Genomic DNA, 25,100 nt, shown 5'->3' with positions numbered 1-25,100 from the left:
AGGAAATGTTAATGAATTTTTCAGAATTTATAGTTCAAAACGGTGGAGTATTTTTTGCAGGCCTTGGTGCCGCAGTAGCTGTATTTCTTTCCGGAATTGGATCTGCCATGGGCGTTGGCATAGTTGGTGAAGCAGCATCAGGGCTTATGATCGAAGAGCCTGAAAAGTTTGGTAAATCCCTGGTTCTTCAATTATTGCCAGGTACACAGGGCCTTTATGGATTTGTTATCGGTCTTTTGGTATTAGGAAAGCTGAGTGCTGGAATGCCCTTGAATGAAGGCTTGTATATACTTGCTGCATGTCTTCCGGTAGGTTTCGTAGGCTGGCTGTCGGCTATAGCTCAGGGCAAAACTGCAGCTGCAGGTATTGCAATACTTGCAAAGAATGAAGAACAATCCACAAAGGGTATAATATATGCTGTAATGGTTGAGACCTATGCTTTGCTGTCCTTTGTTACATCGCTAATCCTTGTTAATGCAGTTGGTTTTTAGAAAAGCTAAGGATGTGAAGATATGTCGAATTTAGATAACCTTATTAATAAAATTCTTGATGATGCTAAAAAAGAAGCTGACAGGATTATGGAAGAATCAGCTAAGATTAATGAGGAAATAGTTAGCTCAAAGGTTAACGAAGCAAATGAAAAAAAGAAGAGATTGATAGAAAAAGCTGCAGCCGAAGCTGCCATGATGAAGGATAGAATAATTTCCAATGCGGAGTTAAAAGTTAGAGATGAGAAATTAAAGGCAAAACAAGAAGTTATGGATAGAGTTTTTAAACTATCTAAAGAAAGACTTAAAAATTTAAATGAAGATGAGTATATGAAATTTTTAAGAAATAATATAAAAACATTGGATTTAAAAGGCCAAGAGCTATTGATAGTACCTGAAAATATGAAGTCAAAAGTAAAATCCATGGGATTAGTTCCGATGATATCTGATGATGAAACTGTAGAATCAGGGTTTATGTTGAAGAATAGGGATGTCACAATGAATTTTTCCTTTGATTCCCTGGTAGATTATTTAAGAGAAGAACTTGAATCTGAGATAGCACAAGATCTTTTTAAAGAATAGGAGTGATTTCATGGATAGAATGGATTTTATCCAAGGCGTGACCAGAACCAGAGTCCTTGAAACCAGGCTCCTATCAAAGGCAAGAATAGATAGGATGATAGAAGCTAAGGATATTGAAGAAGTTTTCAAAATTCTTAATGAAACTGAATACTCGAACGCAGTTGCAGGAATAAGCAGAAGTGAGGATTATGAAAATATTCTATCTCATGAACTGAAAAGAGTATATAAGTTGATGAGGGAGATTTCTAAAAATCAAATCGTAGTGGATTTAATGGCATTAAAATATGATTATCATAATTTGAAGGTATTGGTCAAGGAGAGAAAATTAAATAAAGATCTGGCTGATCTTTATATACCCATTGGAACTACAGACTTCCATAAGATAAAAGATGGATTTTTAGAAGGAAACCTGAGAGATATGCAGCCGGAGTTCAAAGATGCCATAGAAGCTGTTATAAAGGATTTTGAACTTACTAAGGACCCGCAGAGGATAGATTTGATTTTCGACAAATTCTATTTCGAGCATTTGTATAAGATGGCTGTAAATACAGGGATTGAATTATTCATAAACTATGTCCGGGACATGATTGACTTTATAAATATTAAGTCTTCTATTCGGCTTAAGAAGCAAGGAAAAGATATGGGATTTTTTGAAGATGTGCTTCTTCCCAACGGAAATATTGATAAGGATGCTATACTTTTTACCTTAAATGATTCTATAGAAAATATGATCAACAGATTTAAAAACTCCAGGATCAGTTCTAAGCTGATAAAGGGGTTGGAAGCTTATAAGACAACCGGCCGTTTATCAGACCTTGAAAAGTATATGGATAATTATCTCGTGGAGATCAATCAGCCTTCAAAATATGTGAGTTTTGGACCTGAACCCATTTTTTCTTATATAGTGGCAAAGGAAACAGAGGTAAAAACTTTGAGAATTATTATGGTTTCAAAGCTGAACAAGCTTTCACCGGATGCCACGAGGGAAAGGGTGCGTGATTTATATGTTTAAAGTCGCTGTTGTTGGAGACAAAGATTCAATTCTTGCCTTCAAAGCATTAGGGGTGGATGTTTTCCCTGTTTACGACCATGAAGAAGCCAGGAGAACTGTCGACACCATTGCCCGGAATAACTATGGTATTATATTTATCACTGAGCAGATAGCTAGTTTAATTCCAGATACCATAGAACGATATAATAAAGAGATAATCCCTGCGGTAATACTCATACCAAGCAATCAAGGGACATTAAACATAGGTATGAGCCGAATAAATAATAATGTGGAAAAAGCCGTAGGATCAAATATTTTATAGAGAAAGAGAGGGCTTATCTTGAAAGTTGGAAAGATAATAAAGGTATCTGGCCCCTTGGTCATTGCTGAGGGGATGGACGAAGCCAATGTATATGATGTAGTCCATGTTTCAAATAATAAGCTTATTGGTGAAATAATAGAAATGAGAGGTGACAGAGCCTCTATCCAGGTATATGAAGAAACAACCGGAATAGGCCCTGGAGACCCTGTATATACAACAGGAGAGCCTCTATCGGTAGAATTAGGACCTGGCTTGCTGGAAGCAATGTTTGACGGCATACAAAGACCACTTGAGCCATTAAGAGCAATTGCCGGAGATTTTCTTTCAAAGGGCACTGAGGTAAAAAGTCTTGACAGAGAAAAAAAGTGGCATTTTGTACCCGCTGTTAAGGTCGGAGATAAGGTTGTTCAGGGAGATGTAATAGGAACTGTGCAAGAAACTCCCATAGTTCTTCATAAAATAATGGTGCCCTATGGGATATCCGGTGAAGTAACGGATATTAAAGAAGGAGATTTTACGGTAGTAGATGATGTATGTATTTTGAATGGAGAAATTAAACTCCAAATGATGCAAAAATGGCCTGTAAGAAAGGGCAGAGGATATCAGAAGAAGCTAAACCCTACAGTACCGCTGCTAACGGGGCAAAGGGTGATAGATACATTTTTTCCTGTGTCAAAAGGCGGAACAGCTGCAATTCCGGGCCCCTTTGGTTCCGGTAAAACCGTTGTACAGCATCAGCTTGCAAAATGGGCAGATTCTGAAATAGTTGTATACGTAGGCTGCGGTGAGCGCGGCAATGAGATGACAGACGTTCTTATGGAGTTCCCTGAGATTATCGACCCGACTACCGGGGAATCACTTATGAAGAGGACAGTTCTTATTGCAAACACTTCCAATATGCCTGTGGCTGCCAGAGAAGCATCCATATATACGGGAATAACCATAGCCGAATATTTCAGAGATATGGGCTATTCTGTAGCTATAATGGCCGACTCCACTTCCCGATGGGCAGAAGCGCTGAGAGAAATGTCAGGAAGGCTTGAGGAAATGCCTGGAGATGAAGGCTATCCTGCTTACCTTGCATCGCGTGCTGCAGAATTCTATGAGAGAGCAGGGAAAGTAGTATGTTATGGCAACGATAATAGGGAAGGTGCCGTAACGGTCATAGGTGCCGTATCACCTCCGGGAGGAGATATTTCCGAGCCGGTTTCCCAGGCTACCTTAAGAATTGTTAAGGTATTCTGGAGCTTGGATTATGCTCTTTCTTACAAGAGACATTTCCCGGCTATAAACTGGTTAAATTCATATTCATTATATCAAACAAAAATAGATGAATGGATGAATGAAAATATAGATCCTGAATTCGCGGCTAACAGAGCAAAGGCAATGAATCTGCTCCAGGATGAAACAGGTCTCTTAGAGATAGTAAGGCTGGTAGGAAGAGATTCATTATCTGAGGAGGACCAGCTAAAGCTTGAAGCAACAAAGTCCATAAGAGAAGACTTCCTGCAGCAGAATGCGTTCCATGAAGTTGACACCTTCTGCTCATTAGCAAAGCAAAATAAAATGCTTAAACTTATATTAAACTTTTTTGATCAAGGGAAGAGAGCGCTGGAGCAAGGTGTTTATCTGAAGGATATAGAAAAAATGGAAGTAAGAAATAAAATAGCCCGTGCTAAGTATATAGCCGAGGAAGACTTAGAGAAAATCGATGATATTAATGCAGAATTGACTGCCAGCGTAGATAATCTCATAAGCAAGGGAGGTATCCTCAATGCTTAAAGAATATAAAACAGTTAGAGAAGTAGTAGGACCGCTGATGATAGTTGAAGGGGTAGAAGGGGTTAAATATGAAGAACTGGTTGAAATAGAATTGCAAACCGGTGAGAAGAGACGCGGAAGGGTTCTTGAGGTCAACGAAGACAGAGCTATGATCCAGCTTTTTGAGGGTTCTTCGGGAATAAATCTAAAGAGCACCAGCGTAAGATTCTTAGGAAAGCCCCTTGAATTAGGAGTTTCTCCTGATATGATAGGCAGAGTGTTTGACGGACTAGGCCGCCCAAAGGATAATGGACCTAAGATAATTCCGGAAAAGAAGATTGATATAAACGGCGTGCCCATGAATCCGGTAGCAAGGGATTATCCGGATGAATTTATTCAAACAGGTATTTCTTGTATAGACGGATTGAATACATTGGTCAGAGGACAAAAGCTTCCGATTTTCTCCGGTTCAGGTTTGCCCCATAATGAAGTTGCAGCTCAGATTGCAAGACAAGCAAACGTTTTGGGTTCTGGTGAGAAGTTCGCTGTGGTGTTTGCCGCTATGGGAATAACCTTTGAAGAAGCTGAATTTTTTATTGATGACTTTACAAAAACCGGTGCTATAGATAGAGCCGTATTATTTATAAACTTGGCCAATGACCCTGCTATAGAAAGGATTGCAACACCGCGTATGGCCCTTACATGTGCTGAATATCTAGCTTTTGAGAAGGATATGCATGTACTCGTAATACTGACAGACATGACTAACTATGCTGAAGCATTGAGAGAAACATCAGCAGCCAGAAAAGAAGTTCCCGGCAGACGCGGATATCCGGGATACTTATATACCGACCTTTCAACCATATATGAGAGAGCAGGAAAAATCAGAGGAAGGAAAGGCTCTATAACGCAGATACCGATACTGACAATGCCAGAGGATGATATCACCCATCCGATTCCTGACTTAACAGGATATATAACCGAAGGACAGATCATACTATCAAGAGAATTATATAAGAGGGGCTTGCAGCCTCCCATAAACGTTGTTCCTTCTCTTTCGAGACTTAAGGATAAAGGAATCGGCAAGAAAAAAACAAGGGAAGACCATGCTGACACAATGAATCAATTATATGCTGCTTATACTTCAGGCAGAGAAGCAAGAGAACTGGCTACCATACTGGGAGAATCTGCGCTTTCGGATGCTGATAAAGCATTTGCTAAATTTGCTGAAGAATTTGATAAAGAATATGTAAACCAAGGATATCAAAATAATAGAAGCATTATCGACACCTTGGATCTTGGGTGGGAGTTATTGAAGATCATCCCAAGAAGTGAGCTCAAGAGAATCAGAGATGAGTTCCTTGACAAGTATCTGCCACAAGAAGACAAAGGGGCTGAGTAGATGGCTAAGCTGAATGTGAATCCTACTCGAATGGAGCTGACCGGCCTTAAGAAGAGGCTATCCACTGCCAAGAGAGGTCATAAGCTCCTTAAGGACAAACAAGATGAGCTCATGAGAAGATTTATCGAGTTGATTAAAAGGAATAAGTCTCTTAGGATGAAGGTCGAAGAAGAATTGCAAGATTCCTTTAAGGACTTTTTGCTCGCCAGTGCAGTCATGTCTCCTGAGATGTTGGAGGAGGCCGTAGCCTTTCCCAAGGAAAATATTACGGTGGATATAAAGAAAAAAAATGTAATGAGTGTAAATGTGCCTGTTATGAATTTTATCAGGAAGCTTGAAGGCGATGAGGGGAGTATTTATCCTTATGGTTTCGCTCAAACTTCATCAGAACTGGACGATGCCATATCCAAACTTTATGGGATAATGTCTAAGCTATTGGAATTGGCCGAGGTAGAAAAAGCTTGCCAATTGATGGCCGATGAGATTGAAAAGACCAGAAGAAGAGTGAACGCCCTGGAATATAGGACTATACCTGACCTGGAAGAGACTATAAGGTTTATTAGAATGAAATTGGATGAGAGTGAAAGAAGTACAATCACTCGCTTGATGAAGGTAAAAGATATCATCAGCAAAGAAGCTTAAGAAACCGCAGCGAAAGCTGCGGTTTTTGTACTGTTTTCACTGGAGCTTGACATTTTTGCAGATTTGTAATTATAATTTATAGATGGAAAGCATCAGCATTGGTTTGTGCTATGCTGGATGATTTCCCTTGCATAAGCTATATTGTATAATCATTAGCTTTTTCTTGATGCAAGCCTACCTCGAGCTGCTGAAATGAGCTAAAAGAGGCTGGAGATTTATTTTATAATACTAAGAAGATATATCTATATGAGTATTGGAGGAGTTCTAATGAATCCTGTTGCATTTGATATTTTTGGAATATCCATTAGGTGGTATGGCATTTTGATTTCCATGGGCATGCTGCTGGGGATTTTTCTTGCTTATTACGAGGCAAAAAAGCAAGGGTATAATCCTGATGATATTATTGATCTGTCCTTGTGGGTCATACCTGCTGCTTTAATAGGTGCAAGGCTATATTACGTGGCCTTTCAATGGGAGTATTACAAAGGTGATATCCTTAAAATACTCAATACAAGAGAAGGCGGACTTGCTGTGCACGGCGGCCTTATCGCAGCAGTTTTGGCAGGTTACTTTTTTACCAGGGCAAAGAATATACCTTTCTGGAAAACCGCTGACATTGTGGCACCGTCTATAGCACTTGGTCAAGCGATAGGCAGATGGGGGAACTTTATAAATGGAGAAGCATACGGAGGCCCCACAGATCTCCCCTGGGGCATTATGGTAGATGGTGTAAAGGTGCATCCTGCTTTTTTATATGAATCCATATGGGATTTGGGTTTGTTTATATTCTTGATCATATATAGAAGAAACAAGAAGTTTAATGGAGAGATTTTCTTATTATACGCCATAATATATTCTGTGGGAAGATTTTGGATTGAAGGCTTGAGGACTGACAGCCTGATGTTTATGGGCCTGAGGACTGCCCAGCTCATAAGCATTGCTATAATCGCTTTCGGGTTAGTATTATATTTTATTATGAGGAGACGGTAACCACTGAAAGACACGGAATATCCTGATACCAGAGGCTAGTAGCTAGAAGCCAGAAGCAAAAAATAAAATGGTACGTTGGAATATAGTTCTAACGTACCATTTTGATTTTTTATAGCTTTTTGAAATTTTTTGGAAGGATTTTTAAATAATATAGAGAATTATACTCATAGTGGGATGAAGTGGGTCGAAGTGGAGAAAAGTGAAGTAATTTAGCAAAGTGGTGGCGAGGATGTTTATTGGTGAATACAGACATACTCTTGATAATAAAAACAGACTTATCATGCCTGCAAAATTCAGGGATGAGCTAGGTTCAACCTTTGTTATTACTAAAGGCCTGGACAACTGTTTATTCATTTATTCCGGAGATGAATGGAAGAATATCGAGAATAAACTGAAGGCATTGCCTATGACAAATAAAGATGCCAGGGCTTTTGTAAGATTTTTCTTTGCAGGCGCCACAGAATGCGAAATAGATAAGCAAGGCAGGGTATTGATACCATCAAACTTAAAAGAGTTTGCAAAAATTGATAAGGATGCAGTAATCATCGGCGTATCTACAAGATTGGAATTGTGGAGCCTTGAAGAATGGAATAAATTTAACAGTGATGCAAATATTAGCTATGAAGATGTGGCTGAAAAAATGTCTCAGCTGGGGATTTAGTTAAGAGACGGAAACCACTGAAAGACACGGAATTTTTCACGAAAAAACACAAAGGGTTTTTTATTTATTGATTGTTAATTAGCAGCTTTTAACTATTGATTGCTATCATTTGGGTATTTTACTAGGATCAAAATTAATAATTTCATGCAACTTTAATATTATAAAACTTAGTGATTTTTTGTGTTTCCCGTTCACCATTTTAAAATAGAAGAAGGTGATATTTTGGATTTTGTACATATTCCGGTATTGTTAGATGAGTGTCTTAATGGCTTGAACATAAAAAAATCAGGCATATACATAGATGGCACCATAGGTGGTGCGGGCCATTCAAAGAAAATTGCAAAACTGATAGCTTCAGAAGGCTTATTGATAGGAATAGATCAGGATATAAATGCAATAAATGCTGCGAGAGAGAATCTTAAGGAATATGGGGAGAGCATAAAGCTTATAAATGATAACTTTAAGAATATGAAGGATATCGTAAACGGGTTAGGGATAAATGGATTGGATGGAATACTTCTGGATCTTGGAGTTTCTTCGCATCAATTGGATGAAGAAGAAAGAGGCTTTAGTTACATGAAAGATGCAGAATTGGATATGAGGATGGACAGAAGAAATCCTTTAACTGCAGAAATAATTGTCAACGAGTGGTCTGAGCAAGATATTTTCAATATAATAAAAGATTATGGAGAGGAAAGATGGGCTAAAAGGATAGCCGAATTTATCGGTAATGAAAGGGTAAAGGCGAGGATTACGAGTACCCTTAAGCTTGTAGAAATAATTAAGAAGGCTATACCGGCTTCCGCCAGGAGGGAAGGTCCCCATCCTGCTAAGCGGACTTTTCAAGCTCTAAGAATAGCAGTGAATGATGAGCTTGGAATACTCGAAAAAACAATAAATGATGGGGTAGATTTGCTTAAGCCTGATGGAAGGCTGTGCATTATTACCTTCCATTCTCTGGAGGACAGAATAGTTAAAACCATGTTCAATAAACTAGAGAAACCGTGCACCTGTCCGCCTAGAATTCCGCAATGTATTTGTGGACAGGTTCCCTTAATAAAGATTATAACAAGAAAGCCCATAGTTGCCGGCGTTAAAGAATTGGATCAAAACCCCAGGTCTAGAAGTGCTAAATTGAGAGTGGCTGAAAGGCTGGGTTCTAAATAAAAGTAAGGGGGAATAAAATTGTTAGTAGCAGATAATAGAGCATATGATTACAGCAGAGAAAATTATATAAATGATGCACCCCTTTTTGATGAAGCGAAGAAACCGATGGCTAAAAAGGTAAAGAAGGCAAAGCCAAGAGCACGCATTCTTCCCATTATCATGGTGTTTTCCATGAGTATTTTGATGATATCTCGTTATGCTTATATAGCCGAAATAAATTTTAATAACAGCAAGCTTGAGAAGGAGTACAAGGAAACATTGAAGCAAAATGAAACTCTTAAGGTAAGCTTGATGCACACCATTAACCTGCAGACGTTGGAAAAGATGGCTGTAGAAGAGTTGAATATGCAATACCCCGATCCTGACCAAATAGTTTATGTTGCCGCAGCGAAGCCGGTTATAAAAAACAATAGCTATGAAAAATCCTATTTTTCAAAGGAAGATGTAGAAGAAAACAAATATATAACAAAAGCAAAGCTTCTTATCAATAGTTTTATCAGTTTATTAGATTAAGTTTCCCTAAGGGGGTATTATCTTGGCAGGAGTGGCAAAAAAGGTTAAAGGAAGAGTGCTGTTTTTATTAGGCGGGTTTACTATATTATTTTTATTGCTTATTGCTAGGCTGTTTCAAATCCAAGTGGTAGACGGAGCAGAGTATCAGCAGAAAGCTATGGAGCAGTGGACAAGGGATGTGCCGGTACCTTCAAAGAGAGGAATTATTTATGACAGGAATGGTAAGGAGCTTGCAACAAGTGCACCGGCTTATGAAATTTATGTCAGGCCTGTAGAGGTAAAGGACAAGGAAAGCGTTGCCCAGACTCTTTCTGAAGTTCTTCAAATGAATAAAGAGGATCTGTTGGAGAAGCTTTCTGCAAAGAAGGATACACAAATAATCAAGAAAAAGGTAGACCCTGATACGGTAAAGATTTTGAGAGAGAAAAATATCAAAGGTCTGAGTTTTGTTGATGATAGCAAGCGGTTCTATCCTCAAAGCAATTTTGCATCTTTTATACTAGGCTTTACAAATTACGACAATCAAGGTCAAGATGGTGTAGAAGCAACTTTTGAAAAATATCTCAACGGCTTTCCCGGCAGGGATATTAAGATGACTGATGCACAAGGGAGGGAGCTTCCGGGAAGCGATAGAAAATATTACGAACCCGAGGATGGCTTAAACCTTATTTTGACCATAGATGAGGTCATTCAACACTTTGCTGAAAAAGCGGTTGAGAATGCCCTTATTGAGACTAATGCAAAAAGGGTAACCGCAATAGCAATGGAGCCTAAAACCGGAGATATCCTTGCTATGGCAGTGAAGCCGGATTACAATAATAATGATCCCAGGAAGATCCCTGATGAATTAAAGGATAAATGGGATTCCATGGGTTCCACAGAGCAGTACAACGCCTTATTTAAAGTCTGGAGGAATCCGGCAATTTCAGATACTTATGAGCCTGGTTCCACCTTCAAAACAATAACCTCAGCTGCCGGATTAGAAGAAGGAGCGGTAAGGCCTGATGACAGATTCTATTGTTCCGGTTCCGTGCTGGTGGCAGGCAGAAGATTAAAGTGCTGGAGGAGTTATAATCCTCACGGGAGTGAGACATTTACACAAGGTGTTCAAAATTCGTGCAACCCGGTTTTCATTGAAGTCGCCCAGCGCTTGGGTAAAGAAAAGTTCTACAAATATATACGGGGTTTTGGATTTGGTTCGCCTACCAACATAAAACTGCTGGGCGAAGCTGCCGGTATTGTAAAAAATATAAATTCTGTGGGACCTGTGGAGCTGGCTAACAACTCTTTTGGCCAGGGTATTACCGTTACGCCTATACAGCTTATTACCGCTGTATCCGCAGTGATAAATGATGGATATCTTATGGAACCCAGGATTGCAAAAAAGCTTGTAGATAAAGATGGCAATACGATTCATGATTTTCAGCCCCGTGAAGTGCGCCAGGTTATTTCTAAAGAAACATCTGCGACAATGAGGAAAATTCTTGAGTCGGTTGTTTCGGAGGGTTCGGGCAGAGGCGCTTATATTCCCGGATACAAGGTAGGGGGTAAGACGGGTACAGCACAAAAAGCTGAGAACGGCAGATATGTAGCGGGAAAATATGTTGCATCCTTTATAGGATTTGCACCTGCCAATGATCCCCAAATTACTGTGCTGGTGGTAATCGATGAACCTGGTGGCGGAAGCTATTATGGCGGCGTCATTGCCACACCGGTGGTAAAGAGCATTATTTCTGACACTTTGAGATATATGGATGTAAAGCCTCAATATACAGAGGAAGAGGCAAAACAGCTGATGAAAGGGAAAGTTATAGTGCCGGAAATAAGAAATATGAAATTAAAAGATGCCAGAAAGCTCTTAAGTGAAAATAAGCTGCAATATAGGTTGGAAGAGGAGCAGGGAGAGCCCTCAGAAGATTCACTGGTATTGGATCAGACCCCAAGGGCTAATGCAAAGGTGGATGAAGGGTCTGTGGTAATAATATATGCAAAGCCAAAAGAATAAAAGAATAAGTATTATAATAACTAGATACAAGGCAACGGAGTTAAAGAGATTCTTTAATTCCAGTTGCCTTTTTCCAGATGGTAAAGCATAATAAAAAGGTAAAAGCAGAAATAATATATAATAATTACATATATATTCCATTATGTGAAAACAATAGTTATGAGGTGAGAGCATTGAGGCTGATGAAGCTTTTAGAAAACACGAAGATTATAAGATATTCCGGAAATTTAGATACTGAGATAGGAGGCATTGCATATGACTCAAGAAAAGTATCAAAGAACTATCTTTTCATATGCATAAGAGGCAGTTTTTCAGATGGTCATGACTTCATTGATAAGGCGGTAGAAAATGGAGCTGTTGCCGTCATAGCGGATAAAGCGGTAGAACGAGCTGATGTTGCCGTAATACAAGTAGAGGATTCAAGAACGGCTATGCCTATAATAGGAGCAAATTTTTATGAACATCCTACCGATAAGTTGAAGCTTATTGGGGTAACAGGAACTAACGGAAAAACAACTACAACGTATTTTATAAGATCAATAATGCAGCATGCAGGAAGAGAAGCTGGCTTAATAGGAACTATTTCTGTTGATGTAGGCAGCAAAAAGGTGGAATCGTCCAGAACAACACCGGAGTCCGTAGATTTGCAAAGAATTTTTAGGGATATGCTTTCTAACGGAGCAGAATATGGGATCATGGAGGTTTCTTCTCATTCTCTTGAGTTTGGACGGGTGGATCAATGCAGATTTCAAATAGGCGTATTTACAAATCTGACTCAAGATCACTTAGACTTCCATGGGAATTTTGAAAACTATAGGAAAGCAAAAGAAAAACTGTTTTATAAGACCACTAAGGCAAATATCATAAATATAGATGACGAACATGGAAGAATAATCTGCAGCAGAATTAAAGAACTGCGCACGCCTATGATAACATTTGGCATAGATAGAAAAGCTGATATTATGGCCAAGAATATAGAGATAAATGATGAGGGTATCAGATTCACTTTGATAACACCCGAATATGAGACAATTATCAGAAGCAGCATTCCGGGAAAATTCAGCGTATACAACTCACTGGCAGCGGCAAGTGTAGCTTATGTTGAAGGAATCGACAAAGAATTTATATGTCAGGGGATTGAAGCGGCGGGTTTTGTGCCTGGAAGGTCAGAGGTGATTCCTTTAAATAAGCCTTATAAGATAATTATAGACTATGCTCATGCACCGGATGGACTGGAAAACATATTAAAATCCATAAGGCATTATGCGAAAGGCAGAATAATCACTGTATTCGGCTGCGGCGGAGATAGAGATAAGACAAAGAGACCAATAATGGGTGAGATTGCCGGAAGACTATCCGATTATGCTATAATTACTTCAGACAATCCAAGAAGTGAAGACCCTAATATGATCATCGATCAAATAGAAGAAGGCATGAAGGCTACTAATTGTGATTATATATGTATAGAGAACAGAAAAGATGCAATAAGGCATGCGATGATGACGGCAGAAGCTTCAGATATTATATTATTGGCAGGCAAGGGTCATGAAGCTTATCAGGTTTTGAAGGATAAAGTGATTGACTTTGATGAAAGAGAGATTGTAAAAGAACTTCTCAAGGAGGGTATATAGTGGAACCGATGAACATTGCCGAGATTGCAGAGACTTTGAAGGGTAAGCTGGTAAACTGTAAAGAAAGCTTTATGGTGAATGGGATAAATACCGATAGCAGGAAAGTAAAATCCGGTGAGTTGTTTATACCTATCAAAGGGCCAAATTTCGACGGTCATGATTTTATTTATAAAGCTGTAAATGCAGGTGCCTGTGCAGCAATATCTCAAAATCATTTAAATACGGCAAGCTTTCCCTATATATTGGTCGAAGATACTCAGGCTTCTTTGATGAGGCTTGCTTCATATTACAGATCAAAGTTTAATATACCGGCAGTAGCGGTTACCGGGAGCTCGGGAAAAACCACAACTAAAGAAATGATAGCATCTGTTTTGGGAGAAAGCTTTGAAGTATTAAAGAATGAAGGAAATCTAAATAATACAATAGGGCTGCCAATGACTGTATTTCGCATGGAAAAGCATCACACTATGTGTGTTTTTGAGATGGGAATGAATAAAGCCGGAGAAATAGAAAGCTTGGCTTCTATTGTGAAGCCTGACGTTGGCATAATAACAAATGTGGGTACGGCACATATTGAATTTTTGGGCTCCAGAGAAAATATATTAAAGGCTAAAAAAGAGATATTTACATACTTTACTGTAAACAATACGGCCATAATAAACGGTGATGATGATATGCTTGCATCAATTCATGATTTGCCTTGCAAAGTTATTAGATACGGTATTTATAAAGAAAATGACTTATCCGCAAAAGATGTAAAACAACGAGGCGATGAAGGCATGGAGTTCACACTAAATATAAACGGCAATGTTGAGCCGTTTTTCGTACCTTTAATAGGAGTTCATAATGTTTATAATGCTTTATGCTCTATTGCCGTAGGCTTAACAATGAAAATGGAGATAGAAAAGATTAAAAAAGGGCTGGCGAAGTTTGTTCCGGGCAGGATGAGGATGGAGATTTTCTCATCAAAAAACGGGATTAGAGTAATAAATGATTCTTATAATGCAAACCCCGATTCAGCTTCAGCGGCTATTGAGGTCTTGAGGAACATGTCCTGTAGAGGGAGAAGAGTTTTGATATTGGCTGATATGATGGAGTTGGGAGAATACTCAGAAATTGGACATCGCAGCGTGGGGGAGAAAGCAGCCCAATCAAAGGCTGATATATTGATTACCATAGGTGAAAAGGCTGAGGACATCCGGCAAGGGGCGCTGGATAACGGCATGAAGGAAGAAAATATTTATTGCTTCAGCAGCAACGGTGATGCAATTTCCCATCTGGGAGAAATACTTATGCCCTATGATACTGTTTTGATAAAAGGTTCAAGAGTAATGAAATTGGAAGAGATAGCGGATTCTCTTAGAGAGAGGGGTTTCACAAAGGATGAATAATTTTTTTGCCAGCGAATATAAAATGTTTATTATTTGTATAATATCTTCTTTTGTTCTTGCATTGATCGCCGGGCCGATATTGATACCAATCTTAAAGAAAATGAAGTTTGGTCAGAATATAAGGGATGACGGTCCTCAAAGTCACTTAAAAAAGGCAGGAATACCAACCATTGGCGGTTTAATTTTTATTATTCCTGCAGTGATTGTTTCCATGTCCTTTTCTAAGGATAAGGATATGCTCCTGGCTCTGGTCACAACCTTGCTCTACGGGGCAATAGGATTTGCCGATGACTATATAAAGATTGCTAAAAAGCGGTCCCTGGGCTTAAAAGCTTGGCAAAAGATTTTAGCACAACTTGCAGCTGCGCTGTTCTTAGGCTATATAGCCGGGGGCACTAATCAGACAGGGACAGAGATATTAGTGCCTTTTACCGGAAAATTCTTTGATTTGGGAATGTTTTATATACCTTTTATAGTATTTATTATATTAGGTACAGTAAATAGCGTGAATTTGACAGACGGACTTGATGGCCTTGCCGGCGGGATTACAATAGTGGTTTTGGGATTTTTTGCAGTAATTTCACTGGCCATAAGAAATCTTGGAATTTTAGTTTTTTGCGGTTCTTTTATAGGAGCCATATTAGGATTCTTAAGATTCAATTCTCATCCGGCTCAAGTTTTTATGGGGGATACAGGCTCCTTGGCTTTGGGCGGTGCTGTTGCTTCCTTAGCTGTTATTATGAAACTGCCGCTTTTTCTGGCTATTGTAGGAGCTATATACGTAGCAGAAGCCCTATCCGATATTATTCAGGTCGTGCATTTTAAGAGGACAGGGAAACGGGTTTTTAAAATGGCGCCCTTGCATCATCATTTTGAATTATCGGGCTGGGCGGAAACTAAAGTTGTTTCTGTGTTTATTATTACTGCAATTATTCTATGCCTCATTGGAATTTTAGCTTTTAATTGATATGGAAAGGTTGGTAGTTATGAAATGAAAAACAAAAATGTATTGGTGTTAGGTGCTGCTATAACCGGGATACCTACTGCAATCGAGCTTCATAATATGGGATATGATGTTATTATAAATGATTACAAGCCATTATCAGAGCTTGATGAATCTATACATGAGCTTGAAGGGCTGTCAATTGAAATAATTACAGGAAATCACCCTATAGATCTGGCTTATACATGTGATTTTATAGTTATAAGCCCAGGAATTCCTACAGATATACCTCTTGTGGAAGAGGCCAGAAAGCTGGGGAAAGAAGTTGTAAGTGAAATAGAGCTTGGATATAGGATGACGAGGACCCCTATAATTGCCATAACGGGTACCAATGGCAAAACGACTACGACTGCTTTATTGGGAGAGATAATGAAGGCCAGCGGAAGAAAAACTTTTGTTACCGGCAATATAGGAAGCCCGATGATTGCAGAAGTAAAAAATGCATCACCGGAAGATGTATTTGTTTTGGAGGCCAGCAGCTTTCAGCTGGAAACAACAGTTGATTTCAAGCCTGCAGTGGGCGCCATTTTAAATATCACACCTGACCATTTGAACAGACATAAAACCCTTGAAAACTATATAAGCGCAAAATCAAAAATTTTTGCAAACCAAAAAGAAGAGGACTATACAATATTAAATTGGGATAACCCTGAAACCAAAAAGCTATCAGGCTTAGCAAAAAGTAAAATATTATTCTTCAGCAGAAAAGAAATCCTTCCCGAGGGGGCTTATGTAGAGGATGGATATTTGACCTTATCCTTGAATAGCAAAAAGGTGAGGGTTATAGATATAAAGGATATATTTATACCCGGACAACATAATCTGGAAAATGCCTTAGCGGCTGCATTGATGGCATATTGCATGGGTGTGGATGAAAATATAATCAAAAAGATATTGCAAGATTTTAGAGGTGTGGAGCATAGAATAGAGTATGTATGTGAAACTGACGGAGTAATATACTATAATGATTCAAAAGGCACTAATCCTGATTCTTCTATTCAAGCATTGATCACGATGACCAGACCTACGGTGCTTATTGCAGGAGGTATGGATAAAGGAACAGATTTCGATGAATTTGCATCCTATTTTAATGTAAAGGTAAAAGCTCTGGTGTTATTTGGAGAGACTTCCGCTAAAATTGAGACTGCAGCACGACAAGCAGGCTTTCACAACATATATCATGTGTCTAATCTGGAAGACGCGGTGATGAAGAGCAAAGAGCTTGCATCGTCGGGTGATTGTGTATTATTGTCTCCTGCATGTGCAAGCTGGGATATGTTTAAAAGCTATGAACAAAGAGGGAGATTATTTAAGAGTATAGTAAGGGGATTATAAGGGGGGCTTATTAATGCCTGCAAAAAGTAAAGGTAATATTGATTTTACTTTGATGGTGACGGTTTTTGTATTATTAGCCATTGGGATCACTATGGTATTTAGTGCAAGTGCTGCATCTTCTTATCTAAAATACAATGACAGCTATTTATATCTGAAAAGCCAGGGATTGTATGCTATTATAAGCATAATAGCCATGCTTGTATTGAGCAAGCTTGATTATAAAATACTGGGAAGATATGCATTGCTTTTCGTATTGGTCAGCTTAGTTTTACTGATAGCCATATTCATTCCCGGACTTGGCTATGGAGCTAAAGGTGCTGTCAGATGGATAAAAATAGGCCCATGGACCATGCAACCATCAGAATTTGCAAAAACAGCCTTGATAATTTTTATGGCAAAAAGCTTGAGCAATAAAAAGGATAAGGTGAGACAATTTGTTCAAGGCGTAGTTCCTTACATACTTTTAATGATAGTATATTTTGCTTTGATCATAATTCAGCCCAATCTTAGTATGGCCGGAAGCATATTGATCATCACTTTTGTTATGCTGTTTGCCGCCGGAGCTAAGATTGGCCATCTGCTGGTGTGGGCTGTTCCTATTCTTCCGGCAGTCATCTACCTGGTAACAAAGGAAAGTTATAGGTTAAACAGATGGCTATCCTTTAGAGATCCTTGGGCTGACCCTTTAAATACAGGCTATCAGGCTATACAATCCCTTTTAGCCCTTGGGTCGGGAGGTTTATTTGGACTAGGGCTCGGCAATAGCAGACAAAAGTTCTTCTATATACCTGAAGCACAAAATGATTTTATTTTTTCTATTATAGGTGAAGAATTAGGATTTATTGGAGCAGCTACAGTTTTGTTCTTATTTTTGTTTTTGATCTGGAGAGGAATAAGGATCGCTCTTCACGCTCCTGATATGTTTGGGTGCTTATTGGCAACAGGCATAACATGTATGATAGGCATTCAAGTGGCTATAAATATTGCTGTTGTTACGGTATCTATGCCCACAACCGGAGTAACTCTCCCTTTAATAAGCTCTGGCGGCTCTTCACTATTATTTGTTATGTCAAATATAGGAATTTTGTTGAACATATCGAGAAGCGTCAAAACTGAGGGGAGTTGAATCAAATGAAGGTGATTTTGGCAGGCGGAGGGACAGGCGGACATATCTACCCTGCTGTAGCTATCGCAAGAGAGATATTAGAAAGATATGAAAAAGCTGATATACTTTTTATCGGAACTGAGAGAGGGATGGAAAGCTCAATAATTCCAAGAGAAGGATTCTCTTTCAGAAAGATAAAAGTGAGAGGATTTATGAGAAAGATGGCGTTTGAAAATGTCATTGCAGTAAAAGAAAATCTATTGAGTCTTATAGAATGCCGCAGGATAATTAAAAGCTTTAAACCCGATATTGTAATAGGCACGGGAGGATATGTATGCGGCACCATGCTTATGACTGCTGCGCTATCGGGTATTCCGACGTTAATACATGAACAAAATGCCTTTCCAGGAATTACAAATAGAATTTTATCAAGATTTGTAGACAAGATAGCATTAACATTTCAGGAGGCATCTGATTATTTCCATAGCAAGGATAAAATTTCAGTTACAGGAAATCCGCTTAGAGTTGAGATAACTAAGATAGGAAAAAATGATGGTATGGCGGCCTTCGGTTTCGATGAAAAAAAGCCTCTCCTATTGATAATTGGAGGCAGTAGAGGAGCTAAAAAGATAAATGAGAGCATCACGCTTATTGCAGCAGATTGTGAAAAGAATAGAGAGTTTCAACTGCTGCATATGACCGGGGAAAGCCAATATGAGAGTGTTATTTCATTGTATAAGAAAAAGGGTATTCCTTACAATACATCATACTTAAAGGTTATGCCGTATATTCATAATGCTCCTTACGCATTAGCAGCAGCTGATTTGATAATAAGCAGGTGCGGAGCAGGCCTTATATCAGAGATTACGGCTCTTGGCAAGCCATCAATATTGATTCCGTACCCTTATGCAACAGATAACCATCAGGAATATAATGCCCGAGCCCTAGAGAAATATGGCGCGGCTAATGTTATACTTGAAGGTGGCTTAAATGAAAGCATGCTTTTTTCACAGGTAAAAAAACTTCTTTCAAATCCAGATAAAATGAAGGATATGGCGTTAAATAGCAAGCGATTAGGTAAGCCGAATGCGGCTTCTGATATTGTTGAAGTTATTGAAGCTTTGTTGAACTAGATTTCATTCAGTGCTAAAACAACGGAAAGATAATATGATATAATGTATTAGCAAGAGTTTAAACTGCCTTGGTAACACCTTAGGAAGAATTGCATAATATGTTAGTGTGATTACTATAAGCACTTCCTGGAGGTGTCGGAGCGGTGGGCAAATATATCATAAACGGTGGCAATAGGCTGGAGGGAGAAGTAAGGGTTGAAGGCTCAAAGAATGCTGTGCTGCCGATTTTAGCAGCATCTATAATAAATGGAGGAGAGTCAATAATTCATAATGTCCCTTATCTGAAGGATGTTAATACTTTGGTTAATGTTTTAAATACAATTGGATGCAGTTGTTCTTTTGAGGGGAACACGATGATAGTGAATTCTTCAGGTGAATTGAATATTAATATTCCTGAAAAGCCTGTAAGAGAGATGCGCTCCTCGATAATACTTATGGGTGCCATGCTGGGAAGATTTAAAAGGGTAAAGATCAGTTTCCCGGGCGGATGTGAAATTGGGTTGAGGCCTATCGATCTACATCTTGCGGGATTGAAATTGCTAGGAGCAAAAATAGTGGAATCCCATGGATATATTTTATGTGAGTGTGATAAGTTACATGGAAATGAAATCCATCTTGATTATCCCAGTGTAGGCGCAACGGAGAATATCATGCTGGCTGCCGTTTCTGCAGAGGGGGTAACAATAATACAAAATGCTGCACGTGAACCTGAAATAGCTGACCTGCAAGAATTTTTGAATAAAATGGGTGCGAGAATTACAGGAGGAGGAAGCAGCACCATAAGAATACAGGGTATTAGAGAATTTCAAAACGTGGAGCATACTGTCATACCCGACAGAATAGTAGCAGGAACCTATATGGTTGCAGCAGCTATTACCGGCGGTAAAGTTGTGATAAGAGACGTTATACCTGAACATATAAAGCCCATTATATCAAAGCTTGGAGAAAGCGGCTGCAAGATATACCGGCATGATCAGTCTATAGGTATAAGCTGCAGCAAAAGACCCAATGCGGTGGAGTTTGTGAAAACTATGCCTTATCCGGGATTTCCGACAGATATGCAGGCACAGATGATGGCACTTATGTGTACGGCAAAAGGCACCAGTATTTTTATCGAAACAATATTTGAAAATAGATATAAGCATGCAGAGGAACTTATAAAAATGGGTGCTGATATAAAAATTGAAGGCAGGGCCGCCATAGTCAAAGGAGTTAATGACCTCATGGGAGCCCATGTAGTCTCCCGTGATTTGCGCGGCGGAGCTGCATTGGTTTTGGCAGGACTTGCGGCGGAAGGAACTACAGTTGTTGATAATGTAGATACCCATATAGATAGAGGATATGACAGCTTGGATACCAAGCTTAGAAGTCTTGGTGCAGATATTGCGAAGGATGAAAATTGATTGCAGCCTAGCTGCAAGAAATTTATATGTAGTACAAGCCTTAGGGGTGAGAGCATGAAATCTTGGTTTAAATTTTTTGTTTTGGTTCTGATAATAGCTGCACTTATTTCGTTTTTATTGGTATCAGATTTATTTAATATAAAAAATATTTATGTGACAGGTAATAGGACTTTGCAAAAAGATGATATAATCAAAATATCTAATATACAGTATAATCAAAACATATTTAAATTAAATAGAAAAAAAACCATCAAAGGGATGTTTGAAAACCCCAAAATCAAAGCAGTGAGGATAAAGAGAGTATTGCCTTCCGGCATAGCTTTGGATATCATTGAAAGGGAAGGGATAGCTCTTATACCTTACTTGGGTTCATTTATTAATATTGATGAAGAGAGCACGATAATAGAAGTAGTGGGTTTGGAAACAGATTTAAATCTGCCTAAAATTTCAGGCGTTACATTTGGTGATTTCAAGATAGGAGAAAAACTAAAAATTGATAATCAGGATCAAATGGATACAATGATGAATATTTTGAAATATTTAAAAAGTGTAGGAATGACCGAAATAATTGCAACAATAGACATATCAGATGCATCTAATATTGTAATTATAACAAGAAATAATATACGTGTTCTTTTGGGAAACAATAAGCTGGATTATAAAATCAGTGTGGCTAAGACCATTGTAGAGGATCTTACTGAGGATAACGAAATAGGAATAGTTGATATGAGGCATGAGGGAAACCCAATTTTTAAGAGAGATTAGCCAGGAGGTTTATCAATGAAAAACATAAAAATGCAGCTAGCTATAGGGGTTGTCTGCTTGGTATTAGGAATAATGGTTGCTGTACAATTCAAGACGGTTAAAAACAATGTGGGTCCTGTAACTGAGTATAGGGCCAGAGAATTAGCATCACAATTAAAAAGGATTACCACAGATAGGGATAACTTGGCGGCCTTAAAAAACGAATTAGAAAAAAAATTAAGAGATTATGAAAATGCTGAAGCAGAAGGAAATAGTGCTGCTAAATTTTTGAGCGAGGAGCTGAATAAAGCCAGGGTAATTGCGGGTCTTGTGGATGTAGAAGGGCCCGGTATTACTATGATCGTAGATGACCTAAAGTTCACGGAGCATTATAATTATAATATTATTGATTACACGGATTTGCTGGAGCTTGTCAATGAGCTTAATGCAGCAGGCGCTGAAGCTATATCAATAAATGGGCAGAGAGTGATATCCACTACGGAGATCAGACAAGCAGGACTCCATATCAATATAAATACTGTCAAATTTGCGCCTCCCTTCACATTTAAAGCCATAGGCGATCCTAAGACTTTAGAGGCTGCTTTGAGAATGAGAGATGGAATTGTGCAGATGCTGGCAGACAAAGGTATTGCTATATCTATTACTCAAGAACAGTCCATTGTTATCAAAAAGTATGACGGTGTAATAGAGAAGAAGTTTTCCAAAGTAGTAAAAGAAGGAGAAACCCATTAATATGAAAAGAGGATTATCCAACTACTATTTTTTTATGATAGCAATAATTTTAGGTTTTTTTATTACCATTCAACTAAAATCTAATATAACCTCGCAAGGCATTATTATTATTCCTAAATTATTAGCTATGGAAAAGGATGTAAGCAATGTAGAAATAGAAATAAAAAATCTAAAGAAGTCTATAAATGAATTAGAGTTAAAACTGAAGGAATATGAAACCAGCTTAAATCAAAGCGGCAGCATATATAACTCTATGTTGGATGAATGGACCAAAATAAGAAATTATGCCGGATTGGAAAAAGTAGAAGGGCCCGGTATTATCATTACCTTGAACGACAGCAGTGAAAATCTTGAGGATACGGATAATCCATCATTATATATTATTCACGATATTGATGTATTAGAAGTGGTGAATGAACTTAGAGCGGCGGGTGCCGAAGCTATTTCAATCAATGGCGAAAGAGTATTGGGAACTTCAGATATTGAATGTGGAGGACCTATAATTATGATAGATGGCAACAGGCATGCTACTCCTTTTATAATAAAAGCGATTGGAGACCCAAAAGCTCTTGAAGCTTCAGTTCTGGCTCCAGACAGCTATGTTGATTTTATGGAGTATACCGGAATCCAAGTTGAAGTGGAAAAAGCAGAAAAGATTGTAATGGATGGATATAAGTCTAACTTAAAGATGAAATATCAGAAAAGCATAAAAGAAGGTGAAAAGAAATGATAGTTCCATTATTAGGTTTATTATTAGGAGTTTTGCTTGGCTTGTTATCTCCCGTCACTATACCGATACAATATTCAACCTATATGTCCATAGCAATACTGGCAGCTTTGGACTCAGTGTTCGGAGGTATAAGATCCAGTTTGGAAAATACCTTTGATATTGAAATCTTTATTTCAGGTTTTTTTGCCAATGCTATTTTAGCCGCTATATTAGCTTATATTGGAGATCAACTGGGAGTCCCCATATATTATGCGGCAATATTCGCCTTTGGTGTCAGGCTGTTCCAAAATTTTGCGATAATAAGAAGATATATATTGGCTAAAATGAAAAAAAATAGCAAATAAAAATTTTATAAAAATAAAGGAAATTAGATATTTGCGTTGAACAATATATAGGTAAAACCAACAAAAAAATGTAAGAAAGGCTTCTATTGAAGCGATTTGAGATCAATAGGTATTATTTTTATGAATAACGGATGTAATAGGGAGGTCGTAATGTGCTCGAGTTTGATGTTGAAGCTAATTCGGTTGCTCGTATAAAGGTTGTAGGCGTAGGTGGCGCCGGGAATAATGCTGTTAATAGAATGATTGCTGCAGGGCTTAAAGGTATAGAATTTTTTTCTGTTAATACAGATAAGCAGGCACTATGTATGGCCCAAGCGCAGAATAAAATTCAGATTGGGGAGAAGCTGACAAAAGGCTTAGGCGCTGGTGCCAATCCAGAGATAGGAAAAAAGGCGGCAGAAGAAAATTATGAGGAAATAAAGGCGGCCTTAGAGGGCGCGGATATGATTTTCGTTACAGCGGGTATGGGCGGAGGTACAGGGACAGGTGCTGCTCCTATTGTGGCAAAGGTTTCTAAAGAGTTAGGGATATTGACTGTAGGGGTTGTAACTAAACCCTTTGGATTTGAAGGCAAAGTGAGGAAACTGCAAGCAGAAAAAGGGCTGATGGAGTTAAAAGAGCATGTAGATACACTGGTTACGATACCTAATGACAGATTGCTGCAGATTGTTGATAAAAAGGCATCAATAATGGACGCTTTTAGGATTGCAGATGATGTTCTGAGGCAGGGCGTGCAGGGAATATCAGATCTTATAGCTGTTCCGGGGCTTGTTAATCTTGATTTCGCAGACGTAAAGACAATAATGGCTGACAAGGGACTCGCACATATGGGCATAGGCAAGTCCAGCGGTGAAAACAGAAGTGCCGATGCTGTTAAACAGGCTATACATAGTCCTCTTCTTGAAACCTCTATTGAGGGTGCGAAGAGTGTGCTCTTAAACATAACAGGGGGTGCGGACTTAGGTATTTTTGAAGTGAACGAAGCTGCAGAACTGGTCTTCCAATCGGCAGACCCGGATGCAAATATTATTTTCGGGGCAGTAATAGATGAAAATTTGAAAGATGAAATAAGAATAACTGTTATTGCAACCGGTTTTGACGAAGTCGGACCAAGAACTTTTTCAGCCGTTGAAGAAGAGATTGTAGTTGATAAAAAAGCTGATCCGCAGAAATCTAATTATAAGAATGATGATATCGATATACCGCCTTTTTTAAGAAACAGGTATAAATAAGAAAACTGGATGAACTCCAGTTTTTTTTATGCTATTGATCAATAAATTGTAAGCATAAATAAGCCATATAAAAATATACATATATTATACATAATTTTTGAGTGGTGGTATTTTATGCTAAAGGTATATATTGATTGGGGCTATGGAATGGGCAATGAAATTTTCAGCAGCTACCCGATAGGGGAAAAAGTATTAAAAAAACTTGAGGTGATAGGCATTCAAGCTAAGATCAGACCAGAGGGTATGAAAAAAATAAGTCTTGAGGAAAGGATTAGTAAAATCCGTGAATCACAAGCTCAAATATTGATTTCTATAGATTCAAACTGGTCTGAGAACGCAAATCAAAAAGGTGTTGAAACATATTACAATACGGCAAGTAAAACAGGAGATTTACTCGCTAAAAAGGTTCAAAGAGAGTTGATCAAAGCTACAAATTTTTACAATAGAGGAATAATCGGATGTGATTCTAAAACAAACAATGAAATAACCACGCTTTTGAGAGTTAACGAAACATCTATAGCTTCTTTGATTGGCTTTTCTTCAAATCCCCATGAGAGATTACAAATTGAGCAGGACAAATTTAAAGAGCTTATTTCTGATGGTGTCTTAAAGGGTATAAGCAGATATCTCAATATTAACAGCGTTCTTAGCCCGAAATGTATTTTTATGTAGATTTATAAAATGTACTTTTTTATTTCGACTACCAAAAATGACAAATATTTTTCTCACATATTTCTATAATTATTATAGTGGCTCAAAATATATACTGCTG

General features: G+C 38.4%; 25 protein-coding genes. All 25 read left to right on the top strand.

What is annotated here, in order from left to right; all coding sequences use genetic code 11:
- The first annotated feature begins 11 nt into the window (after positions 1-11).
- The 25 genes from AC4HCY_RS14110 (at position 12) to AC4HCY_RS13990 (ending at position 25,000) form a co-directional block, all read left to right on the top strand.
- On the top strand, positions 12-491 hold the full coding sequence (locus tag AC4HCY_RS14110; RefSeq protein ID WP_333783375.1) for a V-type ATP synthase subunit K: 480 nt from the start codon (positions 12-14) through the stop codon (positions 489-491).
- A gap of 21 nt (positions 492-512) precedes the next feature.
- A complete protein-coding gene (locus tag AC4HCY_RS14105; RefSeq protein ID WP_323433893.1) occupies positions 513-1,070 on the top strand; it encodes a V-type ATP synthase subunit E in 558 nt (185 codons plus the stop codon).
- A 10-nt stretch (positions 1,071-1,080) separates the two neighbouring features.
- Positions 1,081-2,082 (top strand): V-type ATP synthase subunit C, encoded by a 1,002-nt coding sequence (locus tag AC4HCY_RS14100; RefSeq protein ID WP_323433894.1) that lies wholly within the window; start codon positions 1,081-1,083, stop codon positions 2,080-2,082.
- A complete protein-coding gene (locus tag AC4HCY_RS14095) occupies positions 2,075-2,383 on the top strand; it encodes a V-type ATP synthase subunit F (RefSeq protein ID WP_323433895.1) in 309 nt (102 codons plus the stop codon). Before AC4HCY_RS14100 ends, AC4HCY_RS14095 begins: the two co-directional genes overlap by 8 nt.
- Before the next feature lie 72 nt (positions 2,384-2,455).
- Positions 2,456-4,165: a V-type ATP synthase subunit A gene (locus AC4HCY_RS14090; RefSeq protein WP_491096127.1), complete on the top strand. Its 1,710-nt coding sequence runs from the start codon at positions 2,456-2,458 to the stop codon at positions 4,163-4,165.
- Positions 4,158-5,546 (top strand): V-type ATP synthase subunit B, encoded by a 1,389-nt coding sequence (locus AC4HCY_RS14085; protein WP_323433897.1) that lies wholly within the window; start codon positions 4,158-4,160, stop codon positions 5,544-5,546. Before AC4HCY_RS14090 ends, AC4HCY_RS14085 begins: the two co-directional genes overlap by 8 nt.
- Complete coding sequence (locus AC4HCY_RS14080) at positions 5,547-6,188, top strand: V-type ATP synthase subunit D (RefSeq protein WP_323433898.1); 642 nt, start codon at positions 5,547-5,549, stop codon at positions 6,186-6,188. It begins immediately after the preceding gene.
- 267 nt (positions 6,189-6,455) lie between these two features.
- On the top strand, positions 6,456-7,178 hold the full coding sequence (lgt, locus tag AC4HCY_RS14075) for a prolipoprotein diacylglyceryl transferase (RefSeq protein WP_323433899.1): 723 nt from the start codon (positions 6,456-6,458) through the stop codon (positions 7,176-7,178).
- Positions 7,179-7,407: 229 nt separating this feature from the next.
- Positions 7,408-7,839 (top strand): division/cell wall cluster transcriptional repressor MraZ, encoded by a 432-nt coding sequence (gene mraZ, locus AC4HCY_RS14070; RefSeq protein ID WP_491094440.1) that lies wholly within the window; start codon positions 7,408-7,410, stop codon positions 7,837-7,839.
- 222 nt (positions 7,840-8,061) lie between these two features.
- Positions 8,062-9,006, top strand: coding sequence for a 16S rRNA (cytosine(1402)-N(4))-methyltransferase RsmH (gene rsmH, locus AC4HCY_RS14065; protein ID WP_491094439.1), 945 nt, complete (start codon positions 8,062-8,064; stop codon positions 9,004-9,006).
- Between the two features lie 18 nt (positions 9,007-9,024).
- On the top strand, positions 9,025-9,519 hold the full coding sequence (locus AC4HCY_RS14060; protein ID WP_491094438.1) for a hypothetical protein: 495 nt from the start codon (positions 9,025-9,027) through the stop codon (positions 9,517-9,519).
- A gap of 31 nt (positions 9,520-9,550) precedes the next feature.
- On the top strand, positions 9,551-11,524 hold the full coding sequence (locus AC4HCY_RS14055) for a stage V sporulation protein D (RefSeq protein WP_323433907.1): 1,974 nt from the start codon (positions 9,551-9,553) through the stop codon (positions 11,522-11,524).
- 173 nt (positions 11,525-11,697) lie between these two features.
- Positions 11,698-13,155, top strand: coding sequence for a UDP-N-acetylmuramoyl-L-alanyl-D-glutamate--2,6-diaminopimelate ligase (locus AC4HCY_RS14050; RefSeq protein WP_323433903.1), 1,458 nt, complete (start codon positions 11,698-11,700; stop codon positions 13,153-13,155).
- Between the two features lie 8 nt (positions 13,156-13,163).
- Positions 13,164-14,546: a UDP-N-acetylmuramoyl-tripeptide--D-alanyl-D-alanine ligase gene (locus AC4HCY_RS14045; protein WP_491096126.1), complete on the top strand. Its 1,383-nt coding sequence runs from the start codon at positions 13,164-13,166 to the stop codon at positions 14,544-14,546.
- On the top strand, positions 14,539-15,513 hold the full coding sequence (mraY, locus tag AC4HCY_RS14040) for a phospho-N-acetylmuramoyl-pentapeptide-transferase (protein WP_323433904.1): 975 nt from the start codon (positions 14,539-14,541) through the stop codon (positions 15,511-15,513). Before AC4HCY_RS14045 ends, mraY begins: the two co-directional genes overlap by 8 nt.
- 24 nt (positions 15,514-15,537) lie before the next feature.
- Positions 15,538-16,884, top strand: a complete 1,347-nt coding sequence (murD, locus tag AC4HCY_RS14035) for a UDP-N-acetylmuramoyl-L-alanine--D-glutamate ligase (RefSeq protein WP_491094437.1) — start codon at positions 15,538-15,540, stop codon at positions 16,882-16,884.
- Positions 16,885-16,897: 13 nt separating this feature from the next.
- Positions 16,898-18,010 (top strand): stage V sporulation protein E, encoded by a 1,113-nt coding sequence (gene spoVE / locus AC4HCY_RS14030; RefSeq protein ID WP_255225631.1) that lies wholly within the window; start codon positions 16,898-16,900, stop codon positions 18,008-18,010.
- Positions 18,011-18,015: 5 nt separating this feature from the next.
- Positions 18,016-19,122 (top strand): undecaprenyldiphospho-muramoylpentapeptide beta-N-acetylglucosaminyltransferase, encoded by a 1,107-nt coding sequence (gene murG, locus AC4HCY_RS14025; protein ID WP_323432055.1) that lies wholly within the window; start codon positions 18,016-18,018, stop codon positions 19,120-19,122.
- 143 nt (positions 19,123-19,265) lie between these two features.
- The gene (gene murA / locus AC4HCY_RS14020) at positions 19,266-20,525 is read left to right on the top strand and encodes a UDP-N-acetylglucosamine 1-carboxyvinyltransferase (protein WP_323432056.1); all 1,260 of its coding nucleotides are present in this window, start codon (positions 19,266-19,268) and stop codon (positions 20,523-20,525) included.
- Between the two features lie 54 nt (positions 20,526-20,579).
- On the top strand, positions 20,580-21,290 hold the full coding sequence (locus tag AC4HCY_RS14015) for a cell division protein FtsQ/DivIB (RefSeq protein ID WP_491094436.1): 711 nt from the start codon (positions 20,580-20,582) through the stop codon (positions 21,288-21,290).
- A 15-nt stretch (positions 21,291-21,305) separates the two neighbouring features.
- Positions 21,306-22,022: a DUF881 domain-containing protein gene (locus AC4HCY_RS14010; RefSeq protein ID WP_323432058.1), complete on the top strand. Its 717-nt coding sequence runs from the start codon at positions 21,306-21,308 to the stop codon at positions 22,020-22,022.
- A 1-nt stretch (position 22,023) separates the two neighbouring features.
- Positions 22,024-22,752 (top strand): DUF881 domain-containing protein, encoded by a 729-nt coding sequence (locus tag AC4HCY_RS14005; protein ID WP_323432059.1) that lies wholly within the window; start codon positions 22,024-22,026, stop codon positions 22,750-22,752.
- The gene (locus tag AC4HCY_RS14000; RefSeq protein ID WP_303740617.1) at positions 22,749-23,096 is read left to right on the top strand and encodes a small basic family protein; all 348 of its coding nucleotides are present in this window, start codon (positions 22,749-22,751) and stop codon (positions 23,094-23,096) included. The genes AC4HCY_RS14005 and AC4HCY_RS14000 overlap by 4 nt, the downstream gene beginning before the upstream one ends.
- 152 nt (positions 23,097-23,248) lie before the next feature.
- On the top strand, positions 23,249-24,328 hold the full coding sequence (gene ftsZ, locus AC4HCY_RS13995) for a cell division protein FtsZ (RefSeq protein WP_323432060.1): 1,080 nt from the start codon (positions 23,249-23,251) through the stop codon (positions 24,326-24,328).
- A 114-nt stretch (positions 24,329-24,442) separates the two neighbouring features.
- Complete coding sequence (locus AC4HCY_RS13990) at positions 24,443-25,000, top strand: N-acetylmuramoyl-L-alanine amidase family protein (RefSeq protein WP_491094435.1); 558 nt, start codon at positions 24,443-24,445, stop codon at positions 24,998-25,000.
- The last annotated feature ends 100 nt before the right edge of the window (positions 25,001-25,100 follow it).

It is taken from the genome of Lutispora sp. QWL-02, from assembly GCF_058315355.1.
The sequence above is the reverse complement of the archived record's forward strand: the minus strand, read 5'-3'. Positions and strand labels throughout refer to the sequence as shown.

What these genes read in the sequence shown, in the direction of transcription:
- AC4HCY_RS14110 (WP_333783375.1), top strand. Translation starts at nt 12, where the DNA reads ATGAATTTTTCAGAATTTATAGTTCAAAACGGTGGAGTATTTTTTGCA.
- AC4HCY_RS14105 (WP_323433893.1), top strand. Translation starts at nt 513, where the DNA reads ATGTCGAATTTAGATAACCTTATTAATAAAATTCTTGATGATGCTAAA.
- AC4HCY_RS14100 (WP_323433894.1), top strand. Translation starts at nt 1,081, where the DNA reads ATGGATAGAATGGATTTTATCCAAGGCGTGACCAGAACCAGAGTCCTT.
- AC4HCY_RS14095 (WP_323433895.1), top strand. Translation starts at nt 2,075, where the DNA reads ATGTTTAAAGTCGCTGTTGTTGGAGACAAAGATTCAATTCTTGCCTTC.
- AC4HCY_RS14090 (WP_491096127.1), top strand. Translation starts at nt 2,456, where the DNA reads ATGGACGAAGCCAATGTATATGATGTAGTCCATGTTTCAAATAATAAG.
- AC4HCY_RS14085 (WP_323433897.1), top strand. Translation starts at nt 4,158, where the DNA reads ATGCTTAAAGAATATAAAACAGTTAGAGAAGTAGTAGGACCGCTGATG.
- AC4HCY_RS14080 (WP_323433898.1), top strand. Translation starts at nt 5,547, where the DNA reads ATGGCTAAGCTGAATGTGAATCCTACTCGAATGGAGCTGACCGGCCTT.
- lgt (WP_323433899.1), top strand. Translation starts at nt 6,456, where the DNA reads ATGAATCCTGTTGCATTTGATATTTTTGGAATATCCATTAGGTGGTAT.
- mraZ (WP_491094440.1), top strand. Translation starts at nt 7,408, where the DNA reads ATGTTTATTGGTGAATACAGACATACTCTTGATAATAAAAACAGACTT.
- AC4HCY_RS14045 (WP_491096126.1), top strand. Translation starts at nt 13,164, where the DNA reads ATGAACATTGCCGAGATTGCAGAGACTTTGAAGGGTAAGCTGGTAAAC.
- mraY (WP_323433904.1), top strand. Translation starts at nt 14,539, where the DNA reads ATGAATAATTTTTTTGCCAGCGAATATAAAATGTTTATTATTTGTATA.
- murD (WP_491094437.1), top strand. Translation starts at nt 15,538, where the DNA reads ATGAAAAACAAAAATGTATTGGTGTTAGGTGCTGCTATAACCGGGATA.
- spoVE (WP_255225631.1), top strand. Translation starts at nt 16,898, where the DNA reads ATGCCTGCAAAAAGTAAAGGTAATATTGATTTTACTTTGATGGTGACG.
- murG (WP_323432055.1), top strand. Translation starts at nt 18,016, where the DNA reads ATGAAGGTGATTTTGGCAGGCGGAGGGACAGGCGGACATATCTACCCT.
- AC4HCY_RS14015 (WP_491094436.1), top strand. Translation starts at nt 20,580, where the DNA reads ATGAAATCTTGGTTTAAATTTTTTGTTTTGGTTCTGATAATAGCTGCA.
- AC4HCY_RS14010 (WP_323432058.1), top strand. Translation starts at nt 21,306, where the DNA reads ATGAAAAACATAAAAATGCAGCTAGCTATAGGGGTTGTCTGCTTGGTA.
- AC4HCY_RS14005 (WP_323432059.1), top strand. Translation starts at nt 22,024, where the DNA reads ATGAAAAGAGGATTATCCAACTACTATTTTTTTATGATAGCAATAATT.
- AC4HCY_RS14000 (WP_303740617.1), top strand. Translation starts at nt 22,749, where the DNA reads ATGATAGTTCCATTATTAGGTTTATTATTAGGAGTTTTGCTTGGCTTG.
- AC4HCY_RS13990 (WP_491094435.1), top strand. Translation starts at nt 24,443, where the DNA reads ATGCTAAAGGTATATATTGATTGGGGCTATGGAATGGGCAATGAAATT.